Origin of the sequence: Methylomarinum vadi (assembly GCF_000733935.1) — a bacterium.
In the GTDB taxonomy this organism is placed as follows: domain Bacteria; phylum Pseudomonadota; class Gammaproteobacteria; order Methylococcales; family Methylomonadaceae; genus Methylomarinum; species Methylomarinum vadi.
Genome location: NZ_JPON01000001.1, coordinates 3,172,501 through 3,197,500, shown reverse-complemented (window position 1 = coordinate 3,197,500; position 25,000 = coordinate 3,172,501). Strand labels below are relative to the sequence as shown.

General features: G+C 51.9%; 24 protein-coding genes, 1 tRNA gene and 2 rRNA genes. 10 read left to right on the top strand and 17 right to left on the bottom strand.

Going from position 1 to position 25,000, the window contains the following annotated elements; translation table 11 throughout:
• The first annotated feature begins 33 nt into the window (after positions 1 to 33).
• From hemA to EP25_RS24075, 6 genes are all read left to right on the top strand, one after another.
• On the top strand, positions 34 to 1,281 hold the full coding sequence (hemA, locus tag EP25_RS0115915; protein WP_031434810.1) for a glutamyl-tRNA reductase: 1,248 nt from the start codon (positions 34 to 36) through the stop codon (positions 1,279 to 1,281).
• An 8-nt stretch (positions 1,282 to 1,289) separates the two neighbouring features.
• Entirely contained in the window at positions 1,290 to 2,375 is a 1,086-nt protein-coding gene (prfA, locus tag EP25_RS0115910) for a peptide chain release factor 1 (RefSeq protein WP_031434809.1), read from the top strand.
• Complete coding sequence (gene prmC, locus EP25_RS0115905; protein ID WP_031434808.1) at positions 2,368 to 3,219, top strand: peptide chain release factor N(5)-glutamine methyltransferase; 852 nt, start codon at positions 2,368 to 2,370, stop codon at positions 3,217 to 3,219. The genes prfA and prmC overlap by 8 nt, the downstream gene beginning before the upstream one ends.
• Positions 3,220 to 3,370: 151 nt before the next feature.
• Positions 3,371 to 3,787 (top strand): Mov34/MPN/PAD-1 family protein, encoded by a 417-nt coding sequence (locus EP25_RS0115900; protein WP_031434807.1) that lies wholly within the window; start codon positions 3,371 to 3,373, stop codon positions 3,785 to 3,787.
• A 35-nt stretch (positions 3,788 to 3,822) separates the two neighbouring features.
• Positions 3,823 to 4,479, top strand: coding sequence for a hypothetical protein (locus EP25_RS22070; protein WP_235185925.1), 657 nt, complete (start codon positions 3,823 to 3,825; stop codon positions 4,477 to 4,479).
• The gene (locus tag EP25_RS24075) at positions 4,455 to 4,577 is read left to right on the top strand and encodes a hypothetical protein (protein WP_268745418.1); all 123 of its coding nucleotides are present in this window, start codon (positions 4,455 to 4,457) and stop codon (positions 4,575 to 4,577) included. Before EP25_RS22070 ends, EP25_RS24075 begins: the two co-directional genes overlap by 25 nt.
• A gap of 24 nt (positions 4,578 to 4,601) precedes the next feature.
• On the opposite strand, the gene lipA is transcribed toward EP25_RS24075, so the two are convergent.
• The 13 genes from lipA to EP25_RS0115830 form a co-directional block, all read right to left on the bottom strand.
• Positions 4,602 to 5,564 carry a lipoyl synthase gene (gene lipA / locus EP25_RS0115890; RefSeq protein ID WP_031434806.1) on the bottom strand — a complete coding sequence of 321 codons (963 nt, stop codon included), beginning with the start codon at positions 5,562 to 5,564 and terminating at the stop codon, positions 4,602 to 4,604.
• A complete protein-coding gene (gene lipB / locus EP25_RS0115885) occupies positions 5,561 to 6,169 on the bottom strand; it encodes a lipoyl(octanoyl) transferase LipB (RefSeq protein WP_031434805.1) in 609 nt (202 codons plus the stop codon). Before lipB ends, lipA begins: the two co-directional genes overlap by 4 nt.
• Positions 6,169 to 6,726, bottom strand: coding sequence for a Tll0287-like domain-containing protein (locus EP25_RS0115880; protein ID WP_031434804.1), 558 nt, complete (start codon positions 6,724 to 6,726; stop codon positions 6,169 to 6,171). Before EP25_RS0115880 ends, lipB begins: the two co-directional genes overlap by 1 nt.
• Positions 6,727 to 6,771: 45 nt before the next feature.
• Positions 6,772 to 7,038: a YbeD family protein gene (locus EP25_RS0115875; protein ID WP_031434803.1), complete on the bottom strand. Its 267-nt coding sequence runs from the start codon at positions 7,036 to 7,038 to the stop codon at positions 6,772 to 6,774.
• Positions 7,035 to 7,874 (bottom strand): D-amino acid aminotransferase, encoded by an 840-nt coding sequence (locus tag EP25_RS0115870; protein ID WP_031434802.1) that lies wholly within the window; start codon positions 7,872 to 7,874, stop codon positions 7,035 to 7,037. The genes EP25_RS0115875 and EP25_RS0115870 overlap by 4 nt, the downstream gene beginning before the upstream one ends.
• On the bottom strand, positions 7,874 to 9,034 hold the full coding sequence (locus tag EP25_RS0115865) for a D-alanyl-D-alanine carboxypeptidase family protein (protein ID WP_031434801.1): 1,161 nt from the start codon (positions 9,032 to 9,034) through the stop codon (positions 7,874 to 7,876). Before EP25_RS0115865 ends, EP25_RS0115870 begins: the two co-directional genes overlap by 1 nt.
• Before the next feature lie 97 nt (positions 9,035 to 9,131).
• Complete coding sequence (locus tag EP25_RS0115860) at positions 9,132 to 9,923, bottom strand: septal ring lytic transglycosylase RlpA family protein (RefSeq protein WP_031434800.1); 792 nt, start codon at positions 9,921 to 9,923, stop codon at positions 9,132 to 9,134.
• Entirely contained in the window at positions 9,913 to 10,887 is a 975-nt protein-coding gene (gene mltB / locus EP25_RS0115855) for a lytic murein transglycosylase B (RefSeq protein WP_235185924.1), read from the bottom strand. Before mltB ends, EP25_RS0115860 begins: the two co-directional genes overlap by 11 nt.
• Positions 10,888 to 10,918: 31 nt before the next feature.
• Positions 10,919 to 12,049: a rod shape-determining protein RodA gene (gene rodA / locus EP25_RS0115850; protein WP_031434798.1), complete on the bottom strand. Its 1,131-nt coding sequence runs from the start codon at positions 12,047 to 12,049 to the stop codon at positions 10,919 to 10,921.
• Positions 12,039 to 13,895, bottom strand: a complete 1,857-nt coding sequence (gene mrdA / locus EP25_RS0115845; protein ID WP_031434797.1) for a penicillin-binding protein 2 — start codon at positions 13,893 to 13,895, stop codon at positions 12,039 to 12,041. Before mrdA ends, rodA begins: the two co-directional genes overlap by 11 nt.
• Positions 13,896 to 13,901: 6 nt before the next feature.
• A complete protein-coding gene (gene mreD, locus EP25_RS0115840; protein ID WP_031434796.1) occupies positions 13,902 to 14,381 on the bottom strand; it encodes a rod shape-determining protein MreD in 480 nt (159 codons plus the stop codon).
• Positions 14,368 to 15,243, bottom strand: a complete 876-nt coding sequence (gene mreC / locus EP25_RS0115835; RefSeq protein WP_407661366.1) for a rod shape-determining protein MreC — start codon at positions 15,241 to 15,243, stop codon at positions 14,368 to 14,370. Before mreC ends, mreD begins: the two co-directional genes overlap by 14 nt.
• Before the next feature lie 138 nt (positions 15,244 to 15,381).
• On the bottom strand, positions 15,382 to 16,425 hold the full coding sequence (locus EP25_RS0115830; RefSeq protein WP_031434794.1) for a rod shape-determining protein: 1,044 nt from the start codon (positions 16,423 to 16,425) through the stop codon (positions 15,382 to 15,384).
• Between the two features lie 112 nt (positions 16,426 to 16,537).
• Here EP25_RS0115830 and gatC point away from each other — a divergent pair, with 112 nt between their 5' ends.
• From gatC to gatB, 3 genes are read left to right on the top strand one after another with little or no spacing between them, the layout of a single operon-like run.
• A complete protein-coding gene (gene gatC / locus EP25_RS0115825) occupies positions 16,538 to 16,825 on the top strand; it encodes an Asp-tRNA(Asn)/Glu-tRNA(Gln) amidotransferase subunit GatC (RefSeq protein ID WP_031434793.1) in 288 nt (95 codons plus the stop codon).
• Positions 16,826 to 16,834: 9 nt separating this feature from the next.
• Entirely contained in the window at positions 16,835 to 18,289 is a 1,455-nt protein-coding gene (gatA, locus tag EP25_RS0115820) for an Asp-tRNA(Asn)/Glu-tRNA(Gln) amidotransferase subunit GatA (RefSeq protein ID WP_031434792.1), read from the top strand.
• Between the two features lie 10 nt (positions 18,290 to 18,299).
• Positions 18,300 to 19,733, top strand: a complete 1,434-nt coding sequence (gatB, locus tag EP25_RS0115815) for an Asp-tRNA(Asn)/Glu-tRNA(Gln) amidotransferase subunit GatB (protein ID WP_031434791.1) — start codon at positions 18,300 to 18,302, stop codon at positions 19,731 to 19,733.
• A gap of 60 nt (positions 19,734 to 19,793) precedes the next feature.
• Here gatB and EP25_RS0115810 read toward each other — a convergent pair whose 3' ends face one another.
• Positions 19,794 to 20,426 (bottom strand): HvfX family Cu-binding RiPP maturation protein, encoded by a 633-nt coding sequence (locus EP25_RS0115810; RefSeq protein ID WP_152555664.1) that lies wholly within the window; start codon positions 20,424 to 20,426, stop codon positions 19,794 to 19,796.
• A gap of 63 nt (positions 20,427 to 20,489) precedes the next feature.
• Between EP25_RS0115810 and EP25_RS0115805 the strand changes: the two genes are divergently transcribed.
• On the top strand, positions 20,490 to 20,843 hold the full coding sequence (locus EP25_RS0115805) for a cupin domain-containing protein (RefSeq protein ID WP_031434789.1): 354 nt from the start codon (positions 20,490 to 20,492) through the stop codon (positions 20,841 to 20,843).
• Positions 20,844 to 21,411: 568 nt separating this feature from the next.
• On the opposite strand, the gene rrf is transcribed toward EP25_RS0115805, so the two are convergent.
• From rrf to EP25_RS0115790, 3 genes are all read right to left on the bottom strand, one after another.
• A 5S ribosomal RNA gene (gene rrf, locus EP25_RS0115800) occupies positions 21,412 to 21,527 on the bottom strand.
• 157 nt (positions 21,528 to 21,684) lie between these two features.
• A 23S ribosomal RNA gene (locus tag EP25_RS0115795) occupies positions 21,685 to 24,579 on the bottom strand.
• 315 nt (positions 24,580 to 24,894) lie between these two features.
• Positions 24,895 to 24,970 (bottom strand) — tRNA-Ala (locus EP25_RS0115790).
• Positions 24,971 to 25,000 lie beyond the last annotated feature (30 nt).

The following is a 25,000-nucleotide window of genomic DNA, read 5'->3' as shown; positions in this document are numbered from 1 at the left end:
TGCGGTTTTTATTATACGGTTGTTTCACGCTCAATGACATTTCTTGCTGTAGGGATTAATCACAATTCGGCTCCGGTCGCTATCCGCGAACGACTAGCCTTCCCTGCCGAAGTCTTGCATAGCGCGCTACAAAGCCTTCGCAAGCAGCTAGACATAACCGAAGCGGCCATTTTATCCACCTGCAATCGCACCGAATTCTATTATTATTCGGAAGCAGATAATCAAGACAATCTTATCAAATGGATTGCCGGCAACAAGAATATCGAGCCCAACGGTTTCATCCCCTACTTATATCGCCATAAGGACAGCCAATCCATCCGCCACATGTTTCGAGTCGCTTGCGGCCTCGACTCGATGGTGCTAGGGGAGCCGCAAATCCTGGGGCAAATGAAAAACGCCTATCAAGCCGCTCACGAAGCCGGCACCTTAGGCAAAAACCTGAGTAAGTTGTTTCAGCATACCTTTTCCGCTGCCAAGAAAGTCCGCACCGACACCGCGATAGGCTCCAGCCCAGTTTCCGTGGCCTTTGCCGCCGTGCAATTGGCCCAGCAAATTTTCGACAAGCTCAGCGAGCAAACCGCATTATTGATCGGCGCCGGCGAAACGATCGAACTGACCGCCCGCCACCTGCATCAACACGGTATCGGCCGCATCATCATCGCCAATCGCACTTTCGACAAGGCCCATACCCTGGCCAGCCAATTTGACGGCTATGCCATCGCCCTGTCGGAATTGCCTTCTCATCTGGCCGAAGCCGACATCGTCGTCTCGTCCACCGCCAGCCAATTGCCGATTCTGGGCAAAGGCCGGGTGGAAAGCGCCATCAAAAAACGCAAACACAAGCCGATGTTCATGGTCGACTTGGCGGTCCCCCGCGATATCGAAGCCGAGGTCGAACAATTACGCGACGTGTATCTCTATACCGTCGACGATTTACAAAACACCATCAATGAAAACATGGACTCGCGGCGGCGGGCGGCCGAACAGGCGGAAGAAATCATCGACACCGAAGTCGAGCATTTTCTCGCCTGGATGCGCTCGCAAGGCGCCCAGTCGACCATCCGCGATTACCGTAGCCAGGCGGAATTGGCACGGGACGAGGTATTGCAAAGGGCCCTGGCGCAATTGCGCAACGGCGCCTCACCCGAGGAGACGCTGACCCGGCTGGCTCATACGCTGACCAATAAACTGATCCATACTCCGAGCGCGCAATTACGCGAGGCCGGCGCCAACGAAAGGCCGGATCTGATTGCCGCGGCACGAGAACTGTTCAAATTGTAAAACTTTCGATGAAACCCTCAATACAAGTCAAACTGGACAATTTAAGCGAACGCTTCGAAGAAATCTCGGCATTGCTGTCGCAACCCGAAATCCAAGCCGAGCAAAATAAATTTCGCTCATTGAGCCAGGAATATGCGCAATTGGACCCATTGGTCAATTGCTATAAAAAATACCAGGCCAACGAGGATAATCTGGCTGCCGCCCGGGAAATGGCCAAGGATTCCGACCCGGAACTGCGGGAAATGGCCAAAGAGGAGATAGAGCAGACCGAACGGCGCCAAGAAGAACTGGAACAACAGTTACAGATCTTGTTACTGCCTAAAGACCCTAACGATACCCGCAACATCTTTTTGGAAATACGGGCCGGCACCGGCGGCGACGAGGCGGCGATTTTTTCCGGCGATCTGGCCAAAATGTATCAACGCTATGCCGAAAAACAAGGCTGGCAAATCGAAATCATCTCGGAAAACCGCGGCGAACATGGCGGCTATAAAGAAATTATCATGCGCGTAAGCGGACAAAACGTGTATTCGCAATTGAAATTCGAATCCGGCGCCCACCGCGTGCAAAGGGTACCTGAAACCGAATCGCAGGGCCGCGTGCACACCTCCGCCTGCACCGTCGCGGTGATGCCGGAAGTCGACAGTATCGACGAATTCGAGATCAACCCCGCCGATTTACGCATCGACACATTCCGTGCCTCCGGTGCCGGCGGCCAGCACGTCAACCGCACGGACTCGGCCATCCGCATCACCCACTTGCCGACCGGCGTCGTGGTCGAATGCCAGGACGAGCGTTCGCAGCACAAAAACAAGGCCCGCGCGATGTCGCTGCTGCAGTCGCGCCTGTTGGTCGCGGAACAAGAAAAACAGCAGGCCGAACAGGCGCAAAACCGCAAACTGCAAGTCGGCAGCGGCGACCGCTCCGAACGGATCCGCACCTACAACTATCCGCAAGGACGAATGACCGACCACCGCATCAACCTGACGCTATATAAACTGGAAGAAATCATGCAAGGCGGCCTGGAACATGTCATCCAACCCTTGATTCACGAGCATCAAGCCGAATTGCTGACCCAACTGGGCAATGACTAACGCCGACATACAGTCGTTATTGGCGGATGCTTGCGCCAGCCTCGAGGGCATCTCCGAATCGCCCCTGCTCGATGCCGAAATCTTGTTGTGCCATTGTTTGCACAAACCGCGGACCTACCTAAGAACCTGGCCCGAAAAAATACCGACACAAGCACAACGGGAGGCCTTCCGCCAACTACTCGCTCAACGCCGGCAAGGACTGCCGATCGCTTATATCGTCGGTAAGCGGGAATTCTGGTCACGGGAATTCGAGGTCACGCCGGACGTGCTTATCCCCAGGCCCGATACCGAATTATTGGTCGAATTGAGTTTGCAATTGATTCCGCCAAAGCAGCCGGCCAGACTCATCGACCTCGGCACCGGTTCGGGCATCATCGCCATTACTCTGGCCGCGGAACGGCCGGAGGCGCAAGTCACCGCCAGCGACCGCAGCCAAGCCGCCCTGAAAATCGCCCACGCCAATGCCGAGCGCTATCGATTGCGTAACATTCGCTTTGTCGAGTCAAACTGGTTCGAGGCCATTGCCGAGCATGATTTCGACCTAGTCGTCAGCAATCCCCCTTATATCGCGGCAGACGATCCCCATTTACGGCGAGGCGACGTCCGCCACGAACCGGAATACGCATTGATATCCCCGGAACAAGGTCTTCGTGACATCCGAACGCTGGCCCAACAAGCCAGGCAGCATTTAAACAAAGGCGGCCATTTATTGATTGAACACGGCTATAATCAACAACACGCCGTACAGGAGATTTTTGCTTCCTGTCATTACCAGCAGATCGAAACGCATCGGGATCTGTCCGGTAACCCCAGGGTCACCAGCGGAATTTGGCGCCCTGACTAGCAAATGATGGCAAATGCGTCGCTCCGGCGCGGCCTGCTCCGGCTGTCTAGATAGGGCTGATCATGGCTGCGTTAAAGATTAACCAGTCGCCATGGAACCTGATGAATACCGCTTTGCTTCATGCTTCTTAAACATTTGAACGGGATCTAGCATGCTCAAGAAAGAAATTCAGTTATCGAGAAAAATAACCACGCAATTGCTCCACCAAGCACAGATTTCACCCAGGGCCGAAGTCTGCGGGCTGATTGGCGGCAAAGACGGCATCGCGGTCAATTGTTATCCGATCGAGAATACCGCCTCCAATCCCGCCAGCCGTTTTCAACTGAATGCCAAACAGCACATCGCCGCCTTCAAGCAAATGCGGGATAACGGCGAGGAACTGTTTGCCATTTATCACTCGCACCCGAGCACACCGGCCGAACCCTCCGCGACGGATCTCGATATGGCCGAATATCCGGAAGCCTTGTATTTAATCATCTCACTGAATACCAAAGGCGTATTGGAGATCCGCGGTTTCCATATCGTCGACAAACAAGCCCTAGAAGTCACGCTATCCATGACCGAATGATGCGATGGTTCCGGGCATTTCGCATAAGTGCATTATTGCTGATTTTCGTCGCCGTGGCATTTTATGCGAAAACGCAAAAAATCAAATCCCGTACCTGGATCAAGCCACTGGAAGTCGTAGTTTTTCCGATCAATGGCGAAAATAGCCAGGAGGTTGAGCAATACATCCAAACGCTGGATAGCGCCGTTTTTAGCGATATCGATCGCTTTTTTCAGAGCGAAGCGGAATTTTATCAATTGAATACCCCGACGCCTTTCAGGGTGACGCTAGGTCCGACGTTACGAAAACACCCTCCGGCATCCCCCAGGCCGGACAGCAACATCCTTTCAATCATCTGGTGGGGGCTTCGATTCCGCTATTGGGCCTATCGCCATACCCCCGATGACAAGTCCAATTTACGGCGGATTCGCGTCTTCGCCCATTATCACGAGGCGCATAAGGGCAAAAAACTGCAACATTCGCTGGGGCTGGACAAAGGGCTCCTAGCGGTGGTGCATGCCTTCGCGTCGGAAAACCAGGAAGCTCAGAACAATATCGTCATCGCCCATGAACTGCTGCATACGGTGGGAGCGACCGATAAATACGACAACGATGGAGAACCGGTCTTCCCCAACGGCTATGCCGATCCGGAGCGGCAGCCGCTTATCCGCAGGAAAAGGCCGAGATCATGGCGGCACGCATTCCCTTGCTGACCGACAGATCGGTCATGGCGGAAAACCTGGAACAGTGCGTCATCGGCCCGCAAACCGCGATGGAGATTAACTGGATCAAGGCTACGCCTGCCCAATAATTGCATCTCCATCGAGACCGAAAATCATGAGCCGACAATCTCCTTGGCCTGAAGATCGGCGTGATAAGACGAGCGTACCAGCGGCGCGCTGGCGACTTGCTTGAAACCGAGTTCCTTGGCAATATCGGCATAGCGATCGAATTGCGCTGGCGTGATGTATTCTTTCACCGCCAAGTGGTCCTTGCTCGGCTGCAGATATTGCCCCAGCGTCAACATGCTACAGCCATGTTGCAACAAATCCTTCATCACCTCGACCACTTCCGCTTCGGTTTCGCCGATACCCACCATCAAACCGGATTTGGTCGGTATTTGCGGATGCTGTTGGCCGAATTGTTTCAACAACTGCAGCGATTCTTGATAATCGGCGCCGGGCCTGGCCTCCCGATACAGGCGGGGAATGGTCTCCAGATTATGATTGAAGACATCGCAAGGTTGGCGACCGAGAATATCGATGGCGACTTGCTGCCTCCCCCGAAAATCCGGCACCAGAATTTCGATTTTGGTGGCAGGCGTTCGTCGCCGTATGGCTTCGATGCAATCGGCAAAGTGCCCGGCGCCACCGTCTCTCAAATCGTCTCGATTGACCGAGGTAATCACGACGTACCTGAGCCCCATTTGCTCGATCGTGGCGGCCAAATTCTCGGGTTCCTGCCGGTCCAGCGCTTGCGGTTTGCCATGGGCGACGTCGCAGAACGGGCAACGCCGGGTGCATAAATCGCCCATGATCATGAAAGTCGCCGTGCCGTGACTGAAACATTCGCCAAGATTCGGGCAGGCCGCCTCCTCGCATACCGTATGCAGGCTATTCGCTCTCAACGATTGCTTGATATGGGCGACTTTATCGCTGGCCGACACCCTGATCCGAATCCAGTCTGGTTTGCGCAGCAGGGTTCCCGTTTTTTCCACCTTGACCGGAATCCTGGACAACTTATCGGCATTGCGTTGGTGGGTTTCAGGGGTCGCTCTCGAGGGGGCATTCAGCTTCATGTTTCGATAGCCTTGATGATGTCGTGGACAACCGGCACAGCCAGTTCGTGAGTAAAAATGTCGACGCCTTCCTCGACCAACTGCGTGACCGCAAGACCGGCATAACCGCAGGGATTGATATGCCGAAACGGCGTCAAATCCATATTGTTGTTCAAGCTCAAGCCGTGATAACTGCACCCATTTTTGATGCGCAGACCGACCGATCCGATTTTCCTGTCGGCCACATAGACGCCGGGAGCTTCCGCCCTGGCTTGAGACTCGATGCCATATTGGGCCAAAGCCTTTATCATAGCATTTTCCAGTATCGTGACCAGTTGTCGCGGCCCCAATTTCAACCTGCGCAAATCGGCCAGCAAATAAACGACCAGCTGTCCCGGTCCGTGGTAAGTCACCTGACCGCCACGATCGCTTTCCACCACCGGAATATCGCTCAAGCCGAGGATATGTTCGCGCTTGCCGTTCAGGCCCAGGGTATAAACCGGCGGGTGCTCGACCAGCCAAATTTCGTCATCGGTTTCCGCCGTCCTGTTTGCCGTGAATCGCTGCATTTGCCGCCAGACAGTTTGATAATCCTGCCGGCCCAGATCGGTCAGTCGGATCTGCATCAGTCCAATTGCCGGCTGACGGTAAAAGCGCCGCGGATGTCGCCGAGGCCGAATCCTGTTGCCTGGTCATCGGGGTAGAGTTTGCGCAGTTCGTCTCCGAGTTGACCAGCGATATGCTCGCCATGACAGGTCAAACAAAGGGCTTGGGTCGGGATCGCCTTCATGTAACGAAAATAGCGGTCGCCGTCGCGCTCCACGATTTCATGATATTCCAAAGCGGCGATCTTTTCGCCCTGCCGCCGGCGCTGCTCGAACTGTTGTAGCACCGCCCGTTCCCAGGAGTCCGCATGATTCAGCGGATTACGTACGCGTAGCGCCGTCCGCCTAACTCGCCAATCGTCGTGGTTAAGTTGTTGGCTAATTGCTGGCGCCACGGCATGGCAACGGCGAATTGCCAGCAACGGCCCTTCGCGCTGCAAACCCTTCTGCAGCTCCGCTTGCAAACGCTGAGCGTAACTCTTGACGAGTTGGCGGCTTTGATCGATCAGCACCTGTTCATCGGCGCCGGCCGACGTGGCGAATGCGGCTAACACCATGGCATTCAGATAATTTCTCATGTTTTCAATAGCGAAGTCTAAAAGCAGCCTGAGTACTAACGGACGCTACAATGCCATCAACACATCGGGATGATCGGTCAAATCCTGATAGATCGCATCCAGCTGCTTCCGACTGGTCGCCTCGATAACCACTGTCACCGCCGTATATTTACCGCCCTTGCTGGGCCGGCTGGTAACGGCACCTTCCTTGATGTCATCGACATGACGCCGAACGATTTCAATCACAGTTATATCGAATTGGTCGGAACTAACCCCCATGGCCTTGATCGGAAATTGGCAGGGAAATTCCAACAGCGTTTCTTTATCGCTCATGATACGGATTGCTTATAGTCTTGAAAAAGCTCGTGCATTTTTTGCCAAAGCGGGCCCGGCAGGCCATCCGCGACTTTTTTGCCGTCCAACTCTACTACCGGTATGATTTCACGGGTCGAGCTGGTCACCCAAATTTCACTGGCGGTTTGCAAGGCATCCAGGGAAATAATGTCTTCCTTAACCGGAATATCGTTTGCCCGAGCCAACTCGATGATGACATCACGGGTAATGCCCGGCAGGATATCACCGCTTTTCGCCGGCGTCATCAACACGCCGTCGATCACGGCGAACAAGTTACTGGCCGCGCCTTCGGTAACATAACCGTTCTTGATGAGAATAGCCTCGGCGCAACCCTGCTCGATCGCCTGCTGCCGCAATAAAATATTGGCCAACAAGGTGGTCGCCTTGACATTACACATATCCCAGCGGCTGTCCTCCATGGTCACCGCCTTGACACCGCTATCCCTATCGGCGACATGCTGTATGTCGGAACACATCGCGAACACCGTCGGCACTGGACTAACGGGAAACGCATGGTCGCGCTTAGGCGCGACGCCGCGGGTGATTTGCAGATAAATATATTGGTCTTTGTCCTTATCCAATAACGGTTCCAGAATCTGGCGCCATTTGTCCATGTTATAGGATAATCCCAAGCGAATATTGCTCAAGCTACTCTCTAGGCGATCCAAATGTTCTTGCAAGCGGAACAATTTACCGTGGTAAGCGGGTATGACCTCGTAAACTCCGTCTCCAAACAAGAATCCGCGATCGAGTACCGATATTTTCGCCTTGGACAAAGGCAAATATTCGCCGTTTAAATAAACCTTATTTTCCATCAACGCTCCATCAGCAACAATGCTTCATCATAAAGACGCTGGACCAAACTTCCCTTGGACACGGTATTCAAAGCAACCAGCGGCTTATTGACGACGACGTCGCCGGCTAGCGTCACGTTCAACGTCCCTACCGCTTCCCCTTCCTTGACCGGCGCGGTAATGCGCTTATCGACAATGGTTTCGGCCTTCAGATCATTGAAGTGCCGCCGCGGGATCGTGACATAAAGATCATGTAACAAGCCTAACTCCAGCTGCTTGTTGTCCCCTTTCCAGACTCGCGTTTCCGTGAGTGGCGCCATTCCCTCATAAAGCCTGTGTGTCTCGAAAAAACGAAAGCCGTAATTGAGCAAGGTCTGACTCTCGTTGGCCCTGGCATTCTCGTTGGCGGTTCCCATGACCACCGAAATCAAACGCATGTCGTTGCGTTTGGCCGAAGCGACCAAACAATATCCCGCCTCTTCCGTATAACCGGTTTTCACGCCGTCGACCGATTCGTCACGCCACAGTAATTTATTGCGGTTATGTTGAGTGATATTGTTGTAGGTAAATTCCTTTTGCGAATCCCATTTATAATAGTCGGGGAATTCCCGGATCAACGCCTGAGTCAACGTTGCCAGATCCCGAGCCGTAGTATAGTGATTCTCGCTGGGCAGGCCCATGCTGTTTTCGAAATGGGTATTGGTCATGCCCAGGCGTTGCGCATGCTGATTCATCAAGGCCGCGAAAGTGGCCTCGTCGCCGGCGACATGCTCGGCCAGAGCCACGCTAGCGTCATTGCCGGACTGAATGATCACACCCTTCAACAAATCCTCGATGGCCACCTGTTTGTTGACTTCGACGAACATCCTCGACCCTGGCGTTTGCCAGGCTTTTTTACTGATGGTTACTTTCTCGTCCAAACTCAAGTGGCCATTACTCAATTCACGGAAAACGACATAGACCGTCATGATTTTGGTCAGGCTGGCTGGCGGCAATTTCTCATCCGCGTCTTTTTCCACCAGCACCCGGCCGCTATTGAAGTCCATCAAAAAATAACTACTACCGGCTACTGTCGGAGGAGCCGGAATCAGAATGTTGTCGGCGGCCGATGCGGTCTGCAACAAAGCTGCCAACACCAGGACGCTGAATAGGACGACGGTTCTATGAAAAAAATAAGTCATGCTCATAATTCGGATTTACTTATAAAAATCGGGAATATTGTATCATTGCTGGTCACTGCATTGGCATTTCGCCACAGTGACAGGAAGCCTCGGCTGCTCAGTTGTCGCTGACCAGCGTACTACTGGTAACCCCCATTGCCACCAGTTGTTCATTGAGACGGTCGGCCATCTCCACCGAAGCTACCGGCCCTAATTGTACTTTATAGACCGTGTCGCCTTGATGCTGGGCTACTTTGAGGCGAGCAGCCGCCAACGGTATTTGGGCGACTTTTTGTTGCAACTGCCTTGCGTTAAATTGATTGCTGAAGGCGCCGATTTGCAAATACAGCTTTTCATCGGGATTTACTTCAGGCTTTTGCGCTAGTTTTGCAGCGGGCTGTGACGAAGGATCTAGCGCCACGACTTCGACGAAGCCGGTACCAGCTTGCTGTACCCCCAGTTTGACGGCCGCGGCATAGGACAGGTCGATGATGCGGTTATCATGAAACGGGCCTCTATCGTTGATTCTCACGACCACGCTACGCTGGTTCTTTAAATTGGTTACCCTGACGTAACTGGGAATCGGTAACGTTCTATGGGCCGCGGTCATCGCAAACATATTATAAATTTCGCCGTTGGCTGTTTTTCTGCCATGAAACTTCTTACCGTACCATGAAGCGATGCCTCGCTTTCGATAGCCGTTACTGTCCACCAAAACCTGATAACGCTGACCCAACACTTCATAAGTGCCGGGGTTGCCCGCCCGGGTACGCTTCTCGTAACGCGGTACTGCATCGGGGATTGCCATGATATCGACCGGCACCGTATCCGGCGCACTATCCTTGACTAATGGATCGATACTACAACCATTAACAATAATAAATGCGAAGCATAAGACTCTATTCTTCATTGCTCATTTTTTTCTGCTCGGCGATAGCCTGGCTCAGCTGGTAAACCGCCATCGCGTATAAAGGACTATGGTTATAGCGGGTAATGACATAAAAATTATGCAGGCCCAGCCATAATTCTTCATCGTTTTCCTGTTCGAAAGCCAACAATTTAACTTTCTCAGCCTGATTTAATTGCTCGGGAACACTCACTTGCCAATGTTTCAATTGAGCCACGCTTGTATCGGGCTGCAGGCCTTTCGTCAAAGCTTGCCGGTAGGCATCCCCCGAGGCGGTCACGGGGAAAGCGATCGCCGCCCCTTTCTGCCACCGGTGCTGGGCGAAATAATTGGCGACACTGGCAATCACATCGGCATTGTTATGCCATATATCGCGCTTAGAGTCTAAATCGAAGTCCGCCGCATAGCGGATATAACTGCTGGGCATGAATTGCGGTACGCCCATGGCTCCTGCATACGACCCTAATGGCTCTAGCGGGTCTAATTGCTCATCGCGGCATAAGATCAAAAACTGAACCAGTTCGCTGGAGAAAAACTGACTGCGCTTGGGATAAGCGAAAGCCAGCGTGGCCAGGGCATCGATCACCCGATACGAGCCGGTATGGGCGCCATAGCGCGTCTCCACGCCAATGATCGCGGTGATAATTTCCGGCGGCACGCCGTATTCTTTCTCGACCGTAGTCAATACCGGCTCATTCTCCCGCCAAAACCTTAAGCCATCCTTTATTCGCGAATCGGTCAGAAAAATTTTGCGGTATTTATACCATGGCAATGCCTCGGCCGGCGCGGATATGGCCTGCAGAATTTTATCCTTGATTTCCACCGCCTGAAACAAATGCCGCAATTCCGTTTCATCAAACTGGTGCTCGCTCACCATCGTGCCGATAAAATCGTTAAACGCCTGATTCTCCTCGATCAGCGCAAACGCCGGGAGGGAAATCAACGTCAAAATGACAGCTCCTAACATGGAAGTTTTCTTTCGCATTTTCATCACAGCATCAGGTCGGCAAAAATTTTCTATGAGTATGAATCGACATCAGGATGCCGAAACCGGCCATCAACGTCACCATCGAGGTGCCGCCATAACTGATCAACGGCAAAGGTACTCCGACTACTGGTAAAATTCCGATCACCATGCCGATATTCACAAAAACATAGACGAAAAAGGTAAAGGTCAGGCTACCCGCCAATAATCGACTATACGTATCCTGAGCCTGGACCGCAATATAAAGACAGCGGCTGATAATCAATAAGTATAATAATAGCAAGCCTAAACATCCGGACAAGCCGAATTCTTCGGCAAAAACGGCAAATATAAAGTCGGTTGAACTTTCCGGCAAAAAATCCAGTTGTGCCTGGGTACTGCCTAACCAGCCCTTGCCATGGACGCCGCCGGAGCCGATCGCGATTTTAGACTGGATGATATGATAGCCACGCCCCATCGGATCGGCTTCGGGATTCAAGAAAGTCAGCACCCTGGCGCGTTGATAATCGCGCATAAAATGCCATAAAATCGGGGTCAAGGAAGCCAGTATCGCCAGTGTCGTCAACATGAACCGCCAAGACAGTCCGGCGAAAAACAACACCGCCGCTCCCGAGCTGGCCACCAGCAATGAGGTGCCGAGATCCGGCTGTTTCGCGATCAACACGGTCGGCACGATAATCAACAGACCAGCGATAAACAGCTGCTTACGCTTCGGCGGCAGGGAAAATTCGGACAAATACCAGGCGATCATCATCGGCGTCGTGATCTTGATCATTTCCGAGGGTTGAAAACGGAAAAACCCCAGATCCAGCCAACGTTGCGCTCCCTTGCCGATTTCCCCCATGACCAACACCGCGACGAGTAACGCGACGCCGATGACGAACAGTAGCACCGAATGCCGCTTGAATTGATGCGGGTTAACATGCGCTAAAGCGGTCATGAGTCCAAAGGCGACCCCCATCCTCGCCGCCTGCTTTACCAAGATCCCTATTTCCTGCCCGCCGGCACTGTACAACACTAAAAAACTCAAGGCACAGATCAAAAGCAAGGCGACAAACAACGGAATATCGATGTGCAGCTTCCTCAGCAAATTCCCCAACAGCGAATGTGGAACAAACTGCTCGCTGCGAGTTTCATTCTTCATCGGGACTTCCTTCGTTCGAACCGAGATATTGCTTGATGATCTTACCGGCTATCGGCGCCGCAACCGACCCTCCGTGACCACCATTTTCGACCACTACCGCCACCGCAATTTTGGGCGCATGCGCCGGCGCAATGGCAATAAACAAAGCATGGTCGCGCAATTTGAATTCAATTTCCTCTTCATTGTATTTTTCTTCCTGTTTAACCGAAAAAACCTGAGCGGTCCCGGTTTTACCGGCGATCTGATAATCGATCCCATCGGCGATTCTCTTTGCCGTACCTCGCGCGCCATGAACGACATTGACCATCGCCATCACGATGTCTTCGATATTGCGCTGTTTAAGTGCAATCACTTCGCCGCTTTGCGCCGGGCCAGGGATGGTATAGTTGGTGCCAATGATTCTATCGACCAGATAAGGCGTTACGATCCGGCCATGATTAGCCAGCGTCGCCGTCGCTCGGGCCAATTGCAGCGGCGTCACTTGAGTAAAACCCTGGCCGATACCGGTAATCAACGTTTCTCCCGGATACCAGGGTTGATTGCGCTTTGCCCTCTTCCACTCCCGCGATGGCAGCAATCCGGCTTGCTCTCCGACCAAATCGATGCCCGACTTACGGCCAAAACCGAATTTATCGAGGAATTCATGCATATTATCGATCCCCAGCGTCAGAGCCAAATCATAAAAATAAACATCGCAGGATTGGGTGATCGCGTCCTTCAAATCCATCCAACCGTGTCCCCATCGTTTCCAGTCTCGGTATTTATGACTGACATTAGGCAATTGGTAATAGCCGGGGCAAAACAACTTATGCTGAAAATCGGTCGCGTTATACTCCAAACCAGCCAATCCGATGAAGGGCTTCATGGTAGAACCGGGAGGATATTGGCCACGCAATGCTCGGTTGAAGAGCGGTTGATCATCCGATTCCTGCAACGCTTTATACGCTTTGCGACTGATCCCGTAAACAAACGGATTGGGATCGAAGCCCGGACGGCTGGCGAACACCAGCACGTCACCGCTATCTATTTCTATCGCAACGGCCGCGCCATTATAGTCTCCGAGTGCATCATAAGCGGTTTTTTGCAGGTCGATATCGAGCGTCAAATAAAGATTGGCACCGGGCACCGGATCCAAGGCATCGACCGAATTGACCGAGCGCCCCTGGGCATTGGTCTCAATTTCGGCATACCCGGTTGTACCGTGCAAATATTCTTCATAGGTCTTTTCGATCCCGATTTTACCGATATGATTGGTGCCGCGATATTCTGAGACCGGCAAGGACTTTAATTCCCTTTCATTAATCCTGCCGACATAACCGACCACATGCGAAGCCAATTCCCCGTAAGGATAATAACGAACCAAGCGGGCCTGAATATCCACGCCGGGAAAATAAGGCCTGACTGCGGCAAATTTGGCGACTTCCTCATCGCTCATGCGCAGCAATAACGGCGTACTGCTAAAGGATTTTCGCCGGTGTCTTTGCTTGTCGAATTGCTCTATTTGTTCATCCGAAATATCCAACAAGCTCTGTAATCGTGTCAGCGTATCATCAAGATCCTTGACCTGCTCGGGGATGAGTTCGAGACTGTAAGAGGGCAGGTTTTCCGCCAAAATTCTGCCATGGCGATCATAGATGATGCCTCGCGTCGGCGGCAATGGCGCAATCTTGATACGGTTGTCCTTGGCCAACATGGCATAATGCTCATGACCGACAATTTGCAAATAAATCAGCCTGACAACCAGCCCTAATGTCAGCAAAAACATGAAAGCAAAGGCCGCAACCACCCGGCTTAAAAAAACGCGACTCTCCGCTAGGGTATCCTTGACCGCAAATTTTTTTTGCATGGTGCGTCAAACGATACGCCAGAAAGACCGTACGAAACGCAGCACTAGATATACCGCAGGCCATAGAATAGTGCCGGACAATACAGGAAACCAAAACATCAGCGGCAAACGATTGCTGGCCTGCATATTTTCAATCCAAAAAATAATCAGTTGCCCGACCAACAAACAGACAAAAACGAAAAGGCTTTGCTGAACAATAGGATAATGACGAATCCGCTTGTGCAGTTTGACGCAAAAATAGCAAATCAATGAATAAATCAAGGCGTTCTGACCGAGCAAGCGGCCGGTCAATACATCAACCAGCAACCCTATTACCCAAGCATTGAATACACCAAATCTTTCTGGAAGCGCCAACGACCAATAAATCAACACCAGCAATACCCAATCCGGATTGAAATATTCCAGCGACTGAGGTAAGGGTATGATTTTTAGCGCCATTGCCATGATAATGGTCAAAAAATAAGGTAATTCACTATTGTCCGGCATCGTTTAGTTCCTGACTTGCTTCGCTTGGCTCTTCGGTCAGCGGAACGGGCGTTGAATCGCTCCAAACGATCAAAAACTCCCGGCTTTTATCCAGTTCCGCCTTCGGTGTCGCGGAAATACTGGCAAAGGGTTTATTCGGCCGGACGGTGAAATCATCGACCACGGCGACCGGATAGCCTTGCGGGAATGTTCCTCCTAGCCCCGAGGTCACCAATAAGTCACCCGGTAAAATATCGGCATTATTGGGCAAAAACGGTAAATTCAAGCGATTGATCTGGCCACTGCCAATTGCAATGGTTCTAAGGCCGTTACGATTCACCTGCACCGGTATCGCATGGTTAGGGTCCGTAATCAGCATGATTTCCGAGCTGGCCGGCAAGGTCCTGACAACTTGGCCGACCACGCCATGAGCATCCAAAACAGGTTGTTTGCTATGCACTCCGAAACGGCTTCCCTTATTGACCACGACGATGTGCTCATAAGGCACCAGATTGACAGCCAGCAGTTCCGCCACCAGCACCTGCTCGCCCAACTTGAATGAGTTTTCCAATAAGGCCCGCAAACGAATATTTTCCTTTTCCAACGCAGCCAGCTTTAATAACTTAGCCTCGTTAACCAACTGCAATTCTTTCAATTCACGGTTTTCTTTTTTCAACGTCCGGTAGGACACGAAAGTATCGCTAAGGTAATTCGCCGCATCGCCAGGAAAATTGATCACTAATTGCACCGGATAAACCAATAACGACAAAGCCGCCCGTAACGGCTGCAATTTCGTGCTGCGATGATCGGCAATCAACAAAACCAACGATAATAGAACCGCAACGAGCAATCGGGTGTTGAGTGATGGACCTGTTGCGAACAAAAGCTTTATAACAAAACCTCTATCTACGAAAGTGTTACTAGGCTGACTCCGGAATGGGGTAGATTTATTTTACTTTTCGGCAAGTACAAAACAAACGAAAACCCATTACCGGCCAAACTTGCTATCGAGATCAGCTTTTTATTCCAGGGAAAACGCCGATACCCCTTTTTCATCCAGCATTTCCAGCACTTTTCCACCGCCGCGCGCGACGCAAGTCAGTGGATCTTCCGCAATGTGCACTGGCAACCCTGTCTCTTCGGCGATCAAGCGATCGATGTCTTTCAACAAGGCACCGCCACCAGTCAGGACAATACCACGACTGGCCACATCGGCCCCCAATTCCGGCGGTGTCTGTTCCAGAGCCACCTTGACCGAACCGACGATGCCGGATAACGGTTCCTGCAAGGCTTCCAAAATTTCATTACTGTTCAAGGAAAAGCTGCGGGGCACCCCTTCCGCCAGGTTGCGTCCGGTCACCTGAATTTCCTTGACCTCGCTGCCGGGATAGGCCGCCCCGACTTGATGCTTGATTTTTTCCGCGGTCGCCTCACCGATCAAGGTGCCATAGTTTCTCCGCACGTAATTAATGATCGCATCATCGAAGCGATCGCCACCAATTCTTACCGAAGCCGAATAAACGATGCCGTTCAATGAAATCACCGCGACTTCCGAAGTACCGCCGCCGATATCCAATACCATCGAACCATGAGCCTCATCGACAGGCAAGCCCGCCCCTACCGCCGCGGACATCGGCTCCTCAATCAAATACACTTCCCGGGCACCGGCCATGGCCGCCGACTCCCGAATGGCACGTCTTTCTACCTGAGTCGATCCGCATGGGACACAAATCAAAATTCTTGGACTCGGACGCAATAATTTGCTTTCATGAACCTTTTCGATAAAGAATCGCAGCATGCGTTCGGTCACGGCAAAGTCGGCAATCACACCATCTTTCAGAGGCCTGATTGCGGTGATATTACCCGGAGTACGGCCTAACATATTTTTGGCATCGAGCCCCACGGCGGCAATCGTCTTGACGCCGCGAATCCGATCCTCCTTGATCGCCACTACAGATGGCTCATTCAGAACAATTCCCTGGCCTGGCACATAAATCAAGGTGTTTGCAGTCCCTAAATCGATCGACAAATCATTAGAAAATAGGCCGCGAATTCTTTTGAACATCTTTTCCGGTATCCTTAGCGAACAAAAAATTAAGCTACTTTAACAATCAAGCAGGTATTTGAGCAAGATATAAAGTATCATATTTATCTTAAATGTAACTTGGAGTTGTAAAATGTCGTTAACGGCTGATGACGTAAAAAAAATCGCCCATCTTGCACGACTGGGCATTAATTCGCAAGACATTGAAAATTATGCCAAAGATCTTTCCAACATCTTGGACCTGATGACCCAGATGGGCGAACTGGATACCGCCGGTGTCCAGCCGATGGCCCATCCGCTGGATCAAACCCAAAGATTGCGCGCCGACGTGGTCATCGAAGAAAATCAACGCGAACATTTTCAAGCCATTGCGCCGCAAGTAGAAAACGGCCTTTATCTGGTACCCAAAGTGATCGACTAACGGATGGATATGCACAACAAAACCCTCACCGAACTGGCCCAGGGGCTGCGCGAAAAACAATATTCAAGCGTAGAGTTAACCCAATTTTTTTTAGACCGCATCAATCAACATCAAGCTCTTAACAGCTTTATCACCGTCGCCGATGAAAGCGCGCTGGAACAAGCCAAAGCCGCCGACACCAGGCTGGCTGCGGACGACAATACGACGCCACTGACCGGCATCCCGGTCGCGCAAAAAGATATATTCTGCACGCAAGGCATCAAAACCAGTTGCGGCTCGAAAATGCTGGATAATTTCATCGCCCCTTACGATGCGACCGTGATCGAAAAATTCAATCAGGCTGGCGCAGTGATGCCCGGCAAACTGAACATGGATGAATTCGCGATGGGTTCGTCCAACGAAACCAGCTTCTACGGCCCGGTCAAGAACCCTTGGAACCTCGAAACTGTACCGGGCGGCTCTTCCGGCGGTTCCGCCGCGGCATTGGCCGCACGATTGGTACCGGCAGCGACCGGTACCGACACCGGCGGCTCGATTCGCCAGCCTTCGTCGCTGTGTAACATCACCGGCCTGAAACCGACCTACGGCCGCGTATCCCGCTACGGCATGATCGCTTATGCCTCCAGTCTCGACCAGGGCGGCCCGATGGCCCGCAGCGCCGAGGATGCGGCGTTATTGTTGCAAACCATGGCCGGTTTCGATCCCAAAGACTCGACCAGCGTCGACACCGAAGTGCCCGATTACAGCGCGACACTGAATGACAGCCTAGAAGGCCTGAAAATCGGCTTGCCCAAGGAATTCTTCAGCGAAGACCTGAACAACGATATCGCCGCGGTGATCGAAACGGCGATCAACGAGTACAAGAAACTTGGCGCTGAAGTCAAAGAAGTATCGATGCCCAACCTGAATCTGGCGATTCCTTCTTATTATGTGATCGCCTCGGCCGAATGCTCGGCCAACCTGTCCCGCTTCGACGGCGTCCGTTTCGGCTATCGCTGCGACAAACCGGCCGATTTGACCGATATGTACACCCGCTCCCGCGGCGAAGCCTTCGGCCCGGAGGTCAAACGCCGCATCCTGATGGGCACCTATGCCTTATCGGCCGGTTATTACGATGCCTATTATTTAAAGGCCCAACAGGTACGCCGCCTGATCAGCGACGACTTCAAGAAAGCGCTTTCCGAAGTCGACGTACTGATGGGCCCGGTTTCGCCATCGACGGCCTTCGCAATCGGCGAAAAATCCGGCGATCCGATCCAGATGTATCTGTCGGACATCTACACCATCGCGATCAACCTGGCGGGACTACCGGCGATGTCGATTCCAGCCGGCTTCGCCAATGAAAAACCCGTCGGCCTACAGATCATCGGCAATTATTTCGCTGAAGCCCGCCTGCTGAACATCGCTCATCAATATCAACAAGTGAGCGACTGGCATAAACTCACGCCCAAAGGTTTTGAATAAGGAGTCGTAAATGGAATGGGAAACAGTTATCGGCCTGGAAATTCACGCCCAACTGGCCACACAATCGAAAATCTTTTCCGCCGCATCGACTGCCTACGGCGCGGAACCGAATACCCAGGCCTGCGCGGTCGACTTAGGCCTGCCCGGCGTACTGCCGGTGCTGAATGAGAGCGCCGTGCGCATGGCCGTCAAATTCGGCTTGGCGATCGAAGCGGAAATCGCCCCTTATTCGGTGTTCGCGCGCAAAAACTATTTTTACCCTGACTTACCGAAAGGCTATCAAATCAGCCAGTTCGAATTGCCGATCGTCGGTAACGGCCATCTAGATATTGAAGTCGACGGCGTCACCAAGCGCATCGGCGTGACCCGCGCGCATCTGGAAGAAGACGCCGGAAAGTCCCTACACGAGGATTTTCACGGTCTTACCGGCATCGACCTGAACCGTGCCGGCACACCGTTGCTGGAAATCGTCTCCGAACCGGACATGCGCTCGGCCAAGGAAGCCGTTGCCTATATGCGCAAACTGCATGAACTGGTGCGTTATCTGGGCGTCTGCGACGGCAACATGCAGGAGGGATCGTTCCGCTGCGACGCCAACGTCTCGGTGCGTTTGAAAGGCGAGGAGAAATTCGGCACACGCACCGAAATCAAGAACATCAATTCGTTCAAATTCGTCGAGAAGGCGATCAATTACGAGGTCGAACGGCAAATCGATATTCTGGAAGGCGGCGGCAAGGTCATACAAGAAACCCGCTTGTATGACGCCAACAAAGATGAAACCCGTTCGATGCGCAGCAAGGAAGAAGCCAACGATTACCGTTACTTCCCGGACCCGGATCTGCTGCCGGTCCATATCGAGGAAGCATTGAAAGACCAGATTCGATCCGAGCTGCCCGAGTTGCCGGATGCCAAGAAAGCCCGCTTCATCGAACAATACGGCATGGATAATGAAAGCGCCGCGACGCTGACCTCATCGCGAGAACTGGCCGATTATTACGAAACGGTCGTGAAAGAATCGGGCGGCGAGACCAAACTGTCGACCAACTGGATCAGCGGCGATTTGATCGGCGCCTTGAACAAGGCCGGTTTGGAAATCGGCCAATGCCCGATCGAACATACGCGTCTTGCCGGCCTGCTGAAACGCATCGCCGACAACACGATATCCGGTAAGATCGCCAAACAGGTGTTCGACGAGCTGTGGAACAGCAAAGCCAGTGCCGATCAGATTATCGAAGAAAAGGGCTTGAAGCAAATCACCGACACGGGCGCGATCGAAGCGATCATCGACAAGATCATCGCCGACAACCCGGCTCAGGTCGAGCAGTATCTAGGCGGCAAGGACAAGGTGTTCGGCTTCTTCGTCGGTCAGGTCATGAAGGAAACGCAGGGCAAGGCCAACCCGGGCGAAGTCAACAAGATGCTGAAGGAAAAACTGAAACGATAAATTTTACACAAGGTGCAAGGTTCAAAAACTACCTTGCACCTCGTCGATAAGGTAGAGAACCTATGCCTCGCTATATTTTTTAGCCAACCAATAGTCGATGCTGACGAATCGACCGCCCCCCATAAAAAACAGCACCAACAACATAATAAAATAAGTAGCAGCGAATTCGATGCCGTTATTCAGCACGACGAAATTGCCGTTTTCGGTCAACCACTCATAATTGCCGTAATCCTTTAAGATGGTTTTGGCCATATCCAGCCTTTCGATAGCGCCTATCGTCCTATCGGTTGCGAAGATGCCGCTCCCTGTTGCAATCGCCAACCAGCCGTTTTTCAGATGCACGGTGACCGCCGCACCGATCATCACCAACATTAATGGAATCGATATCAGGCGCACGCCAATACCCAGCAATAAAAAGAGGGCTCCAAGAACCTCGACTAAACCTACCAGAATAACCAGCAGATAAGGGAGAGGAAGGCCTAATCCCCACTCGCTATTGCCGAACCATTCAGCAGTGCTGCTAAAATTGGTAAATTTCTTACTGCCCGCCATCCACAATACTGGCGCCAGGTAGAGACGCAAGGCTAATGGCGCGAGAAAATCGAGAAACTTGGCTTTATCGAACCATTTCAATATCAATAAGATCATGCCTGGTGTTTTCTCTATCACAACGGAAAGCAATTGTTTATTCATGTGACCAACCCGCTATTTTTAAATTGAATTCGATCGGCTTAATAAGTAAATCCGTGGAAAATGATGACTATATCAACACCCAAAAACATTTTCAGCAATATCCCGACAGAATTACCTGAAGAATTCTTCGAAACGCTCTTGCAACAGGATAATATTCGCATCGAGCGGATTATTTCCAAGGGACATCACAATGCGGCAAACGACTGGTATGATCAAGTTCAGGATGAATGGATAGTATTATTGCAAGGTCAAGCCAAGCTCGAGTTCTACGAGCCGGCATCTATTCAACTATTGAATTCTGGCGATTATCTATTGATTCCAGCCCATATCAAACATAGGGTCGCCTGGACGCTGGAGAACAGCGAAACAATCTGGCTGGCTATTCATATTTTCCCCAATGCGGGAAATGAGGGATGAAGCTACCCCGTTTCCCGGATTCCGCTGCGCGCTGCATCCAGGCTACTTTTTTAGGCAAAGCTTCCGCGTCCTGCTCACGCCCCTTGCCTACATCCGTGTAGGCAAAGCTTCCGCGTCCTGCTCACGCTCCTTACCTACGTCCCTGTAGGCAAAGCTTCCGCTCCTGCTTATTCACAGGGATACGATGTATGCCGGTTTTGCTGGTAGAAAATTGCTCCTGCATTTTCGACATTCCCGACTTCCTTGTCGGTCAGAGCCTAAATCTGCCGTCTGTGTAGGCAAAGCTTCCGCGTCCTGCTCACGCTCCTTACCTACGTCCCTGTAGGCAAAGCTACCGCGTCCTGCTTATTCACAGGGACGTGATGTATGCCGGTTTTGCTGGTAGAAAATTGCTCCTGCATTTTCTATCTTTCCGCCTTCCTTGGCGGTCAGAGCAAAAACCGGTCACGCTCGAAACACAAGGATGTGTTGAATGTGGATATCGCAGGAGCACATATCCACCTTACCTACATCCCTGTAGGCAAAAAAAAACCCGTCCAGGATTCTGAACGGGTTTTTTGGATTAAACGCTTGGCGATTCCCTACTTTCACATGGCAACCTGCCACACTATCATCGGCGCTAAGAGGTTTCACTACCGAGTTCGGGATGGGATCGGGTGGTTCACTCTCGCTATGTTCACCAAGCAAACGGTGTTAGTGGGATTTTAGTTTTTTACCCACTGTCATGGTCAGCTCAGCTTTCACTGTCTAACCCATGGAAATCTGTATCAGTTCTCGTGCATTGAGCGGTTATTAGCTTTTATACAACACGCTCTCGATTCGCAAACCGATTGGGTGTTATATGGTCAAGCCTCACGGGCAATTAGTATCAGTTAGCTTCACACATTACTGCGCTTCCACACCTGACCTATCAACCTTGTCGTCTCCAAGGGCCCTTCAGGGGACTCACGGTCCCAGTGAGATCTCATCTTGGGAGGGGCTTCCCGCTTAGATGCTTTCAGCGGTTATCCTGTCCGATCATAGCTACCCGGCAATGCCACTGGCGTGACAACCGGAACACCAGAGGATCGTCCACTCCGGTCCTCTCGTACTAGGAGCAGCTTCCCTCAAATCTCAAACGCCCACGGCAGATAGGGACCGAACTGTCTCACGACGTTCTGAACCCAGCTCGCGTACCACTTTAAATGGCGAACAGCCATACCCTTGGGACCTGCTTCAGCCCCAGGATGTGATGAGCCGACATCGAGGTGCCAAACACCGCCGTCGATATGAACTCTTGGGCGGTATCAGCCTGTTATCCCCGGAGTACCTTTTATCCGTTGAGCGATGGCCCTTCCATTCAGAACCACCGGATCACTAAGACCTACTTTCGTACCTGCTCGACTTGTACGTCTCGCAGTCAAGCACCCTTATGCCTTTGCACTAATCTCCTGATTTCCGACCAGGATTAGGGTACCTTCGTGCTCCTCCGTTACTCTTTGGGAGGAGACCGCCCCAGTCAAACTACCCACCATACACTGTCCCTAACCCGGATCACGGGTCGAGGTTAGAACTCCAAACATACCAGGGTGGTATTTCAAGGTCGGCTCCACGACAACTGGCGTCGCCGCTTCAAAGCCTCCCACCTATCCTACACAAGTAGGCTCAAAGTCCAGTGTAAAGCTATAGTAAAGGTTCACGGGGTCTTTCCGTCTAGCCGCGGGTACACTGCATCTTCACAGCGATTTCAATTTCACTGAGTCTCGGGTGGAGACAGTGTGGCCATCGTTACGCCATTCGTGCAGGTCGGAACTTACCCGACAAGGAATTTCGCTACCTTAGGACCGTTATAGTTACGGCCGCCGTTTACCGGGGCTTCGATCAAGAGCTTCTCCGAAGATAACCCCATCAATTAACCTTCCGGCACCGGGCAGGCGTCACACCCTATACGTCCTCTTTCGAGTTTGCAGAGTGCTATGTTTTTGCTAAACAGTCGCAGCCACCAGGTTAATGCTACCCCTTTCCGCTCCAGCCGCAGGGCCTTCACGTAACAGAGGCGTACCTTCTCCCGAAGTTACGGTACCATTTTGCCTAGTTCCTTCACCCGAGTTCTCTCAAGCGCCTTAGAATTCTCATCCCACCCACCTGTGTCGGTTTGGGGTACGGCTCGTCATAACCTGAAGCTTAGAGGTTTTTCTTGGAAGCAGGGCATCAATCACTTCGTCTCCTTATAAAGAGACTCGTCATCACGTCTCAGCATTAAGAGTCCGGATTTGCCTAAACTCTCTGCCTACGCGCTTAAACTACCTAGTCCAACAGGCAGCTGACCTAGCCTTCTCCGTCTCCCCATCGCAGTTATCACAAGTACAGGAATATTAACCTGTTTTCCATCGACTACGCCTTTCGGCCTCGCCTTAGGTGCCGACTAACCCTGCGTCGATTAACGTTGCGCAGGAAACCTTGGGCTTTCGGCGTGGAGGCTTTTCACCTCCATTATCGTTACTCATGTCAGCATTCGCACTTCTGATACCTCCAGCCAACTTCTCAATTGACCTTCGCAGGCGTACAGAACGCTCCTCTACCGCTCATACTCAAAAGTATGAACCCGTAGCTTCGGTACATAGCTTAGCCCCGGTAAATCTTCCGCGCAGGCCGACTCGACCAGTGAGCTATTACGCTTTCTTTAAAGGGTGGCTGCTTCTAAGCCAACCTCCTGGCTGTCTGGGCCTTCCCACATCGTTTTCCACTGAGCTATGATTTGGGGACCTTAGCTGACGGTCTGGGCTGTTTCCCTTTTCACGACGAACCTTATCACCCGCCGTGTGTCTCCCGTACTAAAACTTGCTGGTATTCGGAGTTTGCATCGGTTTGGTAAAGCGGGATGCCCCCCTAGCCGAAACAGTGCTCTACCCCCAGCAGTTATATACGAGGCGCTACCTAAATAGCTTTCGAGGAGAACCAGCTATCTCCGGGCTTGATTAGCCTTTCACTCCGATCCACAGCTCATCCGAATCTTTTTCAACAGATCCCGGTTCGGTCCTCCAGTTGGTATTACCCAACCTTCAACCTGGCCATGGATAGATCGCCCGGTTTCGGGTCTACACCATGCGACTCAACGCCCTATTAAGACTCGCTTTCGCTACGCCTCCCCTACTCGGTTAAGCTTGCCACATAATGTAAGTCGCTGACCCATTATACAAAAGGTACGCCATCACAGAACTAGTCTGCTCTGACTGCTTGTACGCATACGGTTTCAGGATCTATTTCACTCCCCTCTCCGGGGTTCTTTTCGCCTTTCCCTCACGGTACTGGTTCACTATCGGTCAGTAAGGAGTATTTAGCCTTGGAGGATGGTCCCCCCATGTTCAGACAAGGTTTCACGTGCCCCGTCCTACTCGATTTCACACTGAGCAAATTTTCGTATACGCGGCTATCACGCTGTATCGCCAGACTTTCCAGACTGTTCTACTAATTTGCTCAATGCTTAAGGGCTGGTCCCCGTTCGCTCGCCACTACTTAGGGAATCTCGGTTGATTTCTTTTCCTCGGGGTACTTAGATGTTTCAGTTCCCCCGGTTCGCCTCTTACCCCTATGGATTCAGGATAAGATAATGGGCTTACGCCCATTGGGTTGCCCCATTCGGAAATCCGCGGATCAAAGTTTGTTTGCAAACTCCCCGCGGCTTATCGCATGCTACAACGTCCTTCGTCGCCTCTTACTGCCTAGGCATCCACCGTATGCGCTTAGTCACTTGACCATATAACCCCAATCAGTCTGTTCACTCAGTCATTTCTCACTTTCGTTTAAAACGACTTCGCATTCAGCCTTCCGGCGCTATACAATCGCTAACATTTTCGCTTTTCTGCTTGAGAACTCATTAAAATTTAACCTTACGGTTTTACTTTAATTCGTTTACAGATTTCCACATTGTTAAAGAGCTATTCGTTTCTTTCGAAAACGAATGCTATAGGCTCATTGAATAAACCTATAGCATTCACTTCCTATCACCTTAGCAAAAGCTTTCGCTTTCACCTGAAGCCTTTCCCTTCCCAACCACTCATCTTAAGATCAATGGTGGAGCCAGGGAGGATCGAACTCCCGACCTCCTGCGTGCAAGGCAGGCGCTCTCCCAGCTGAGCTATGGCCCCTTTTTACTGGCTATTCTCATTAAGCGCCTG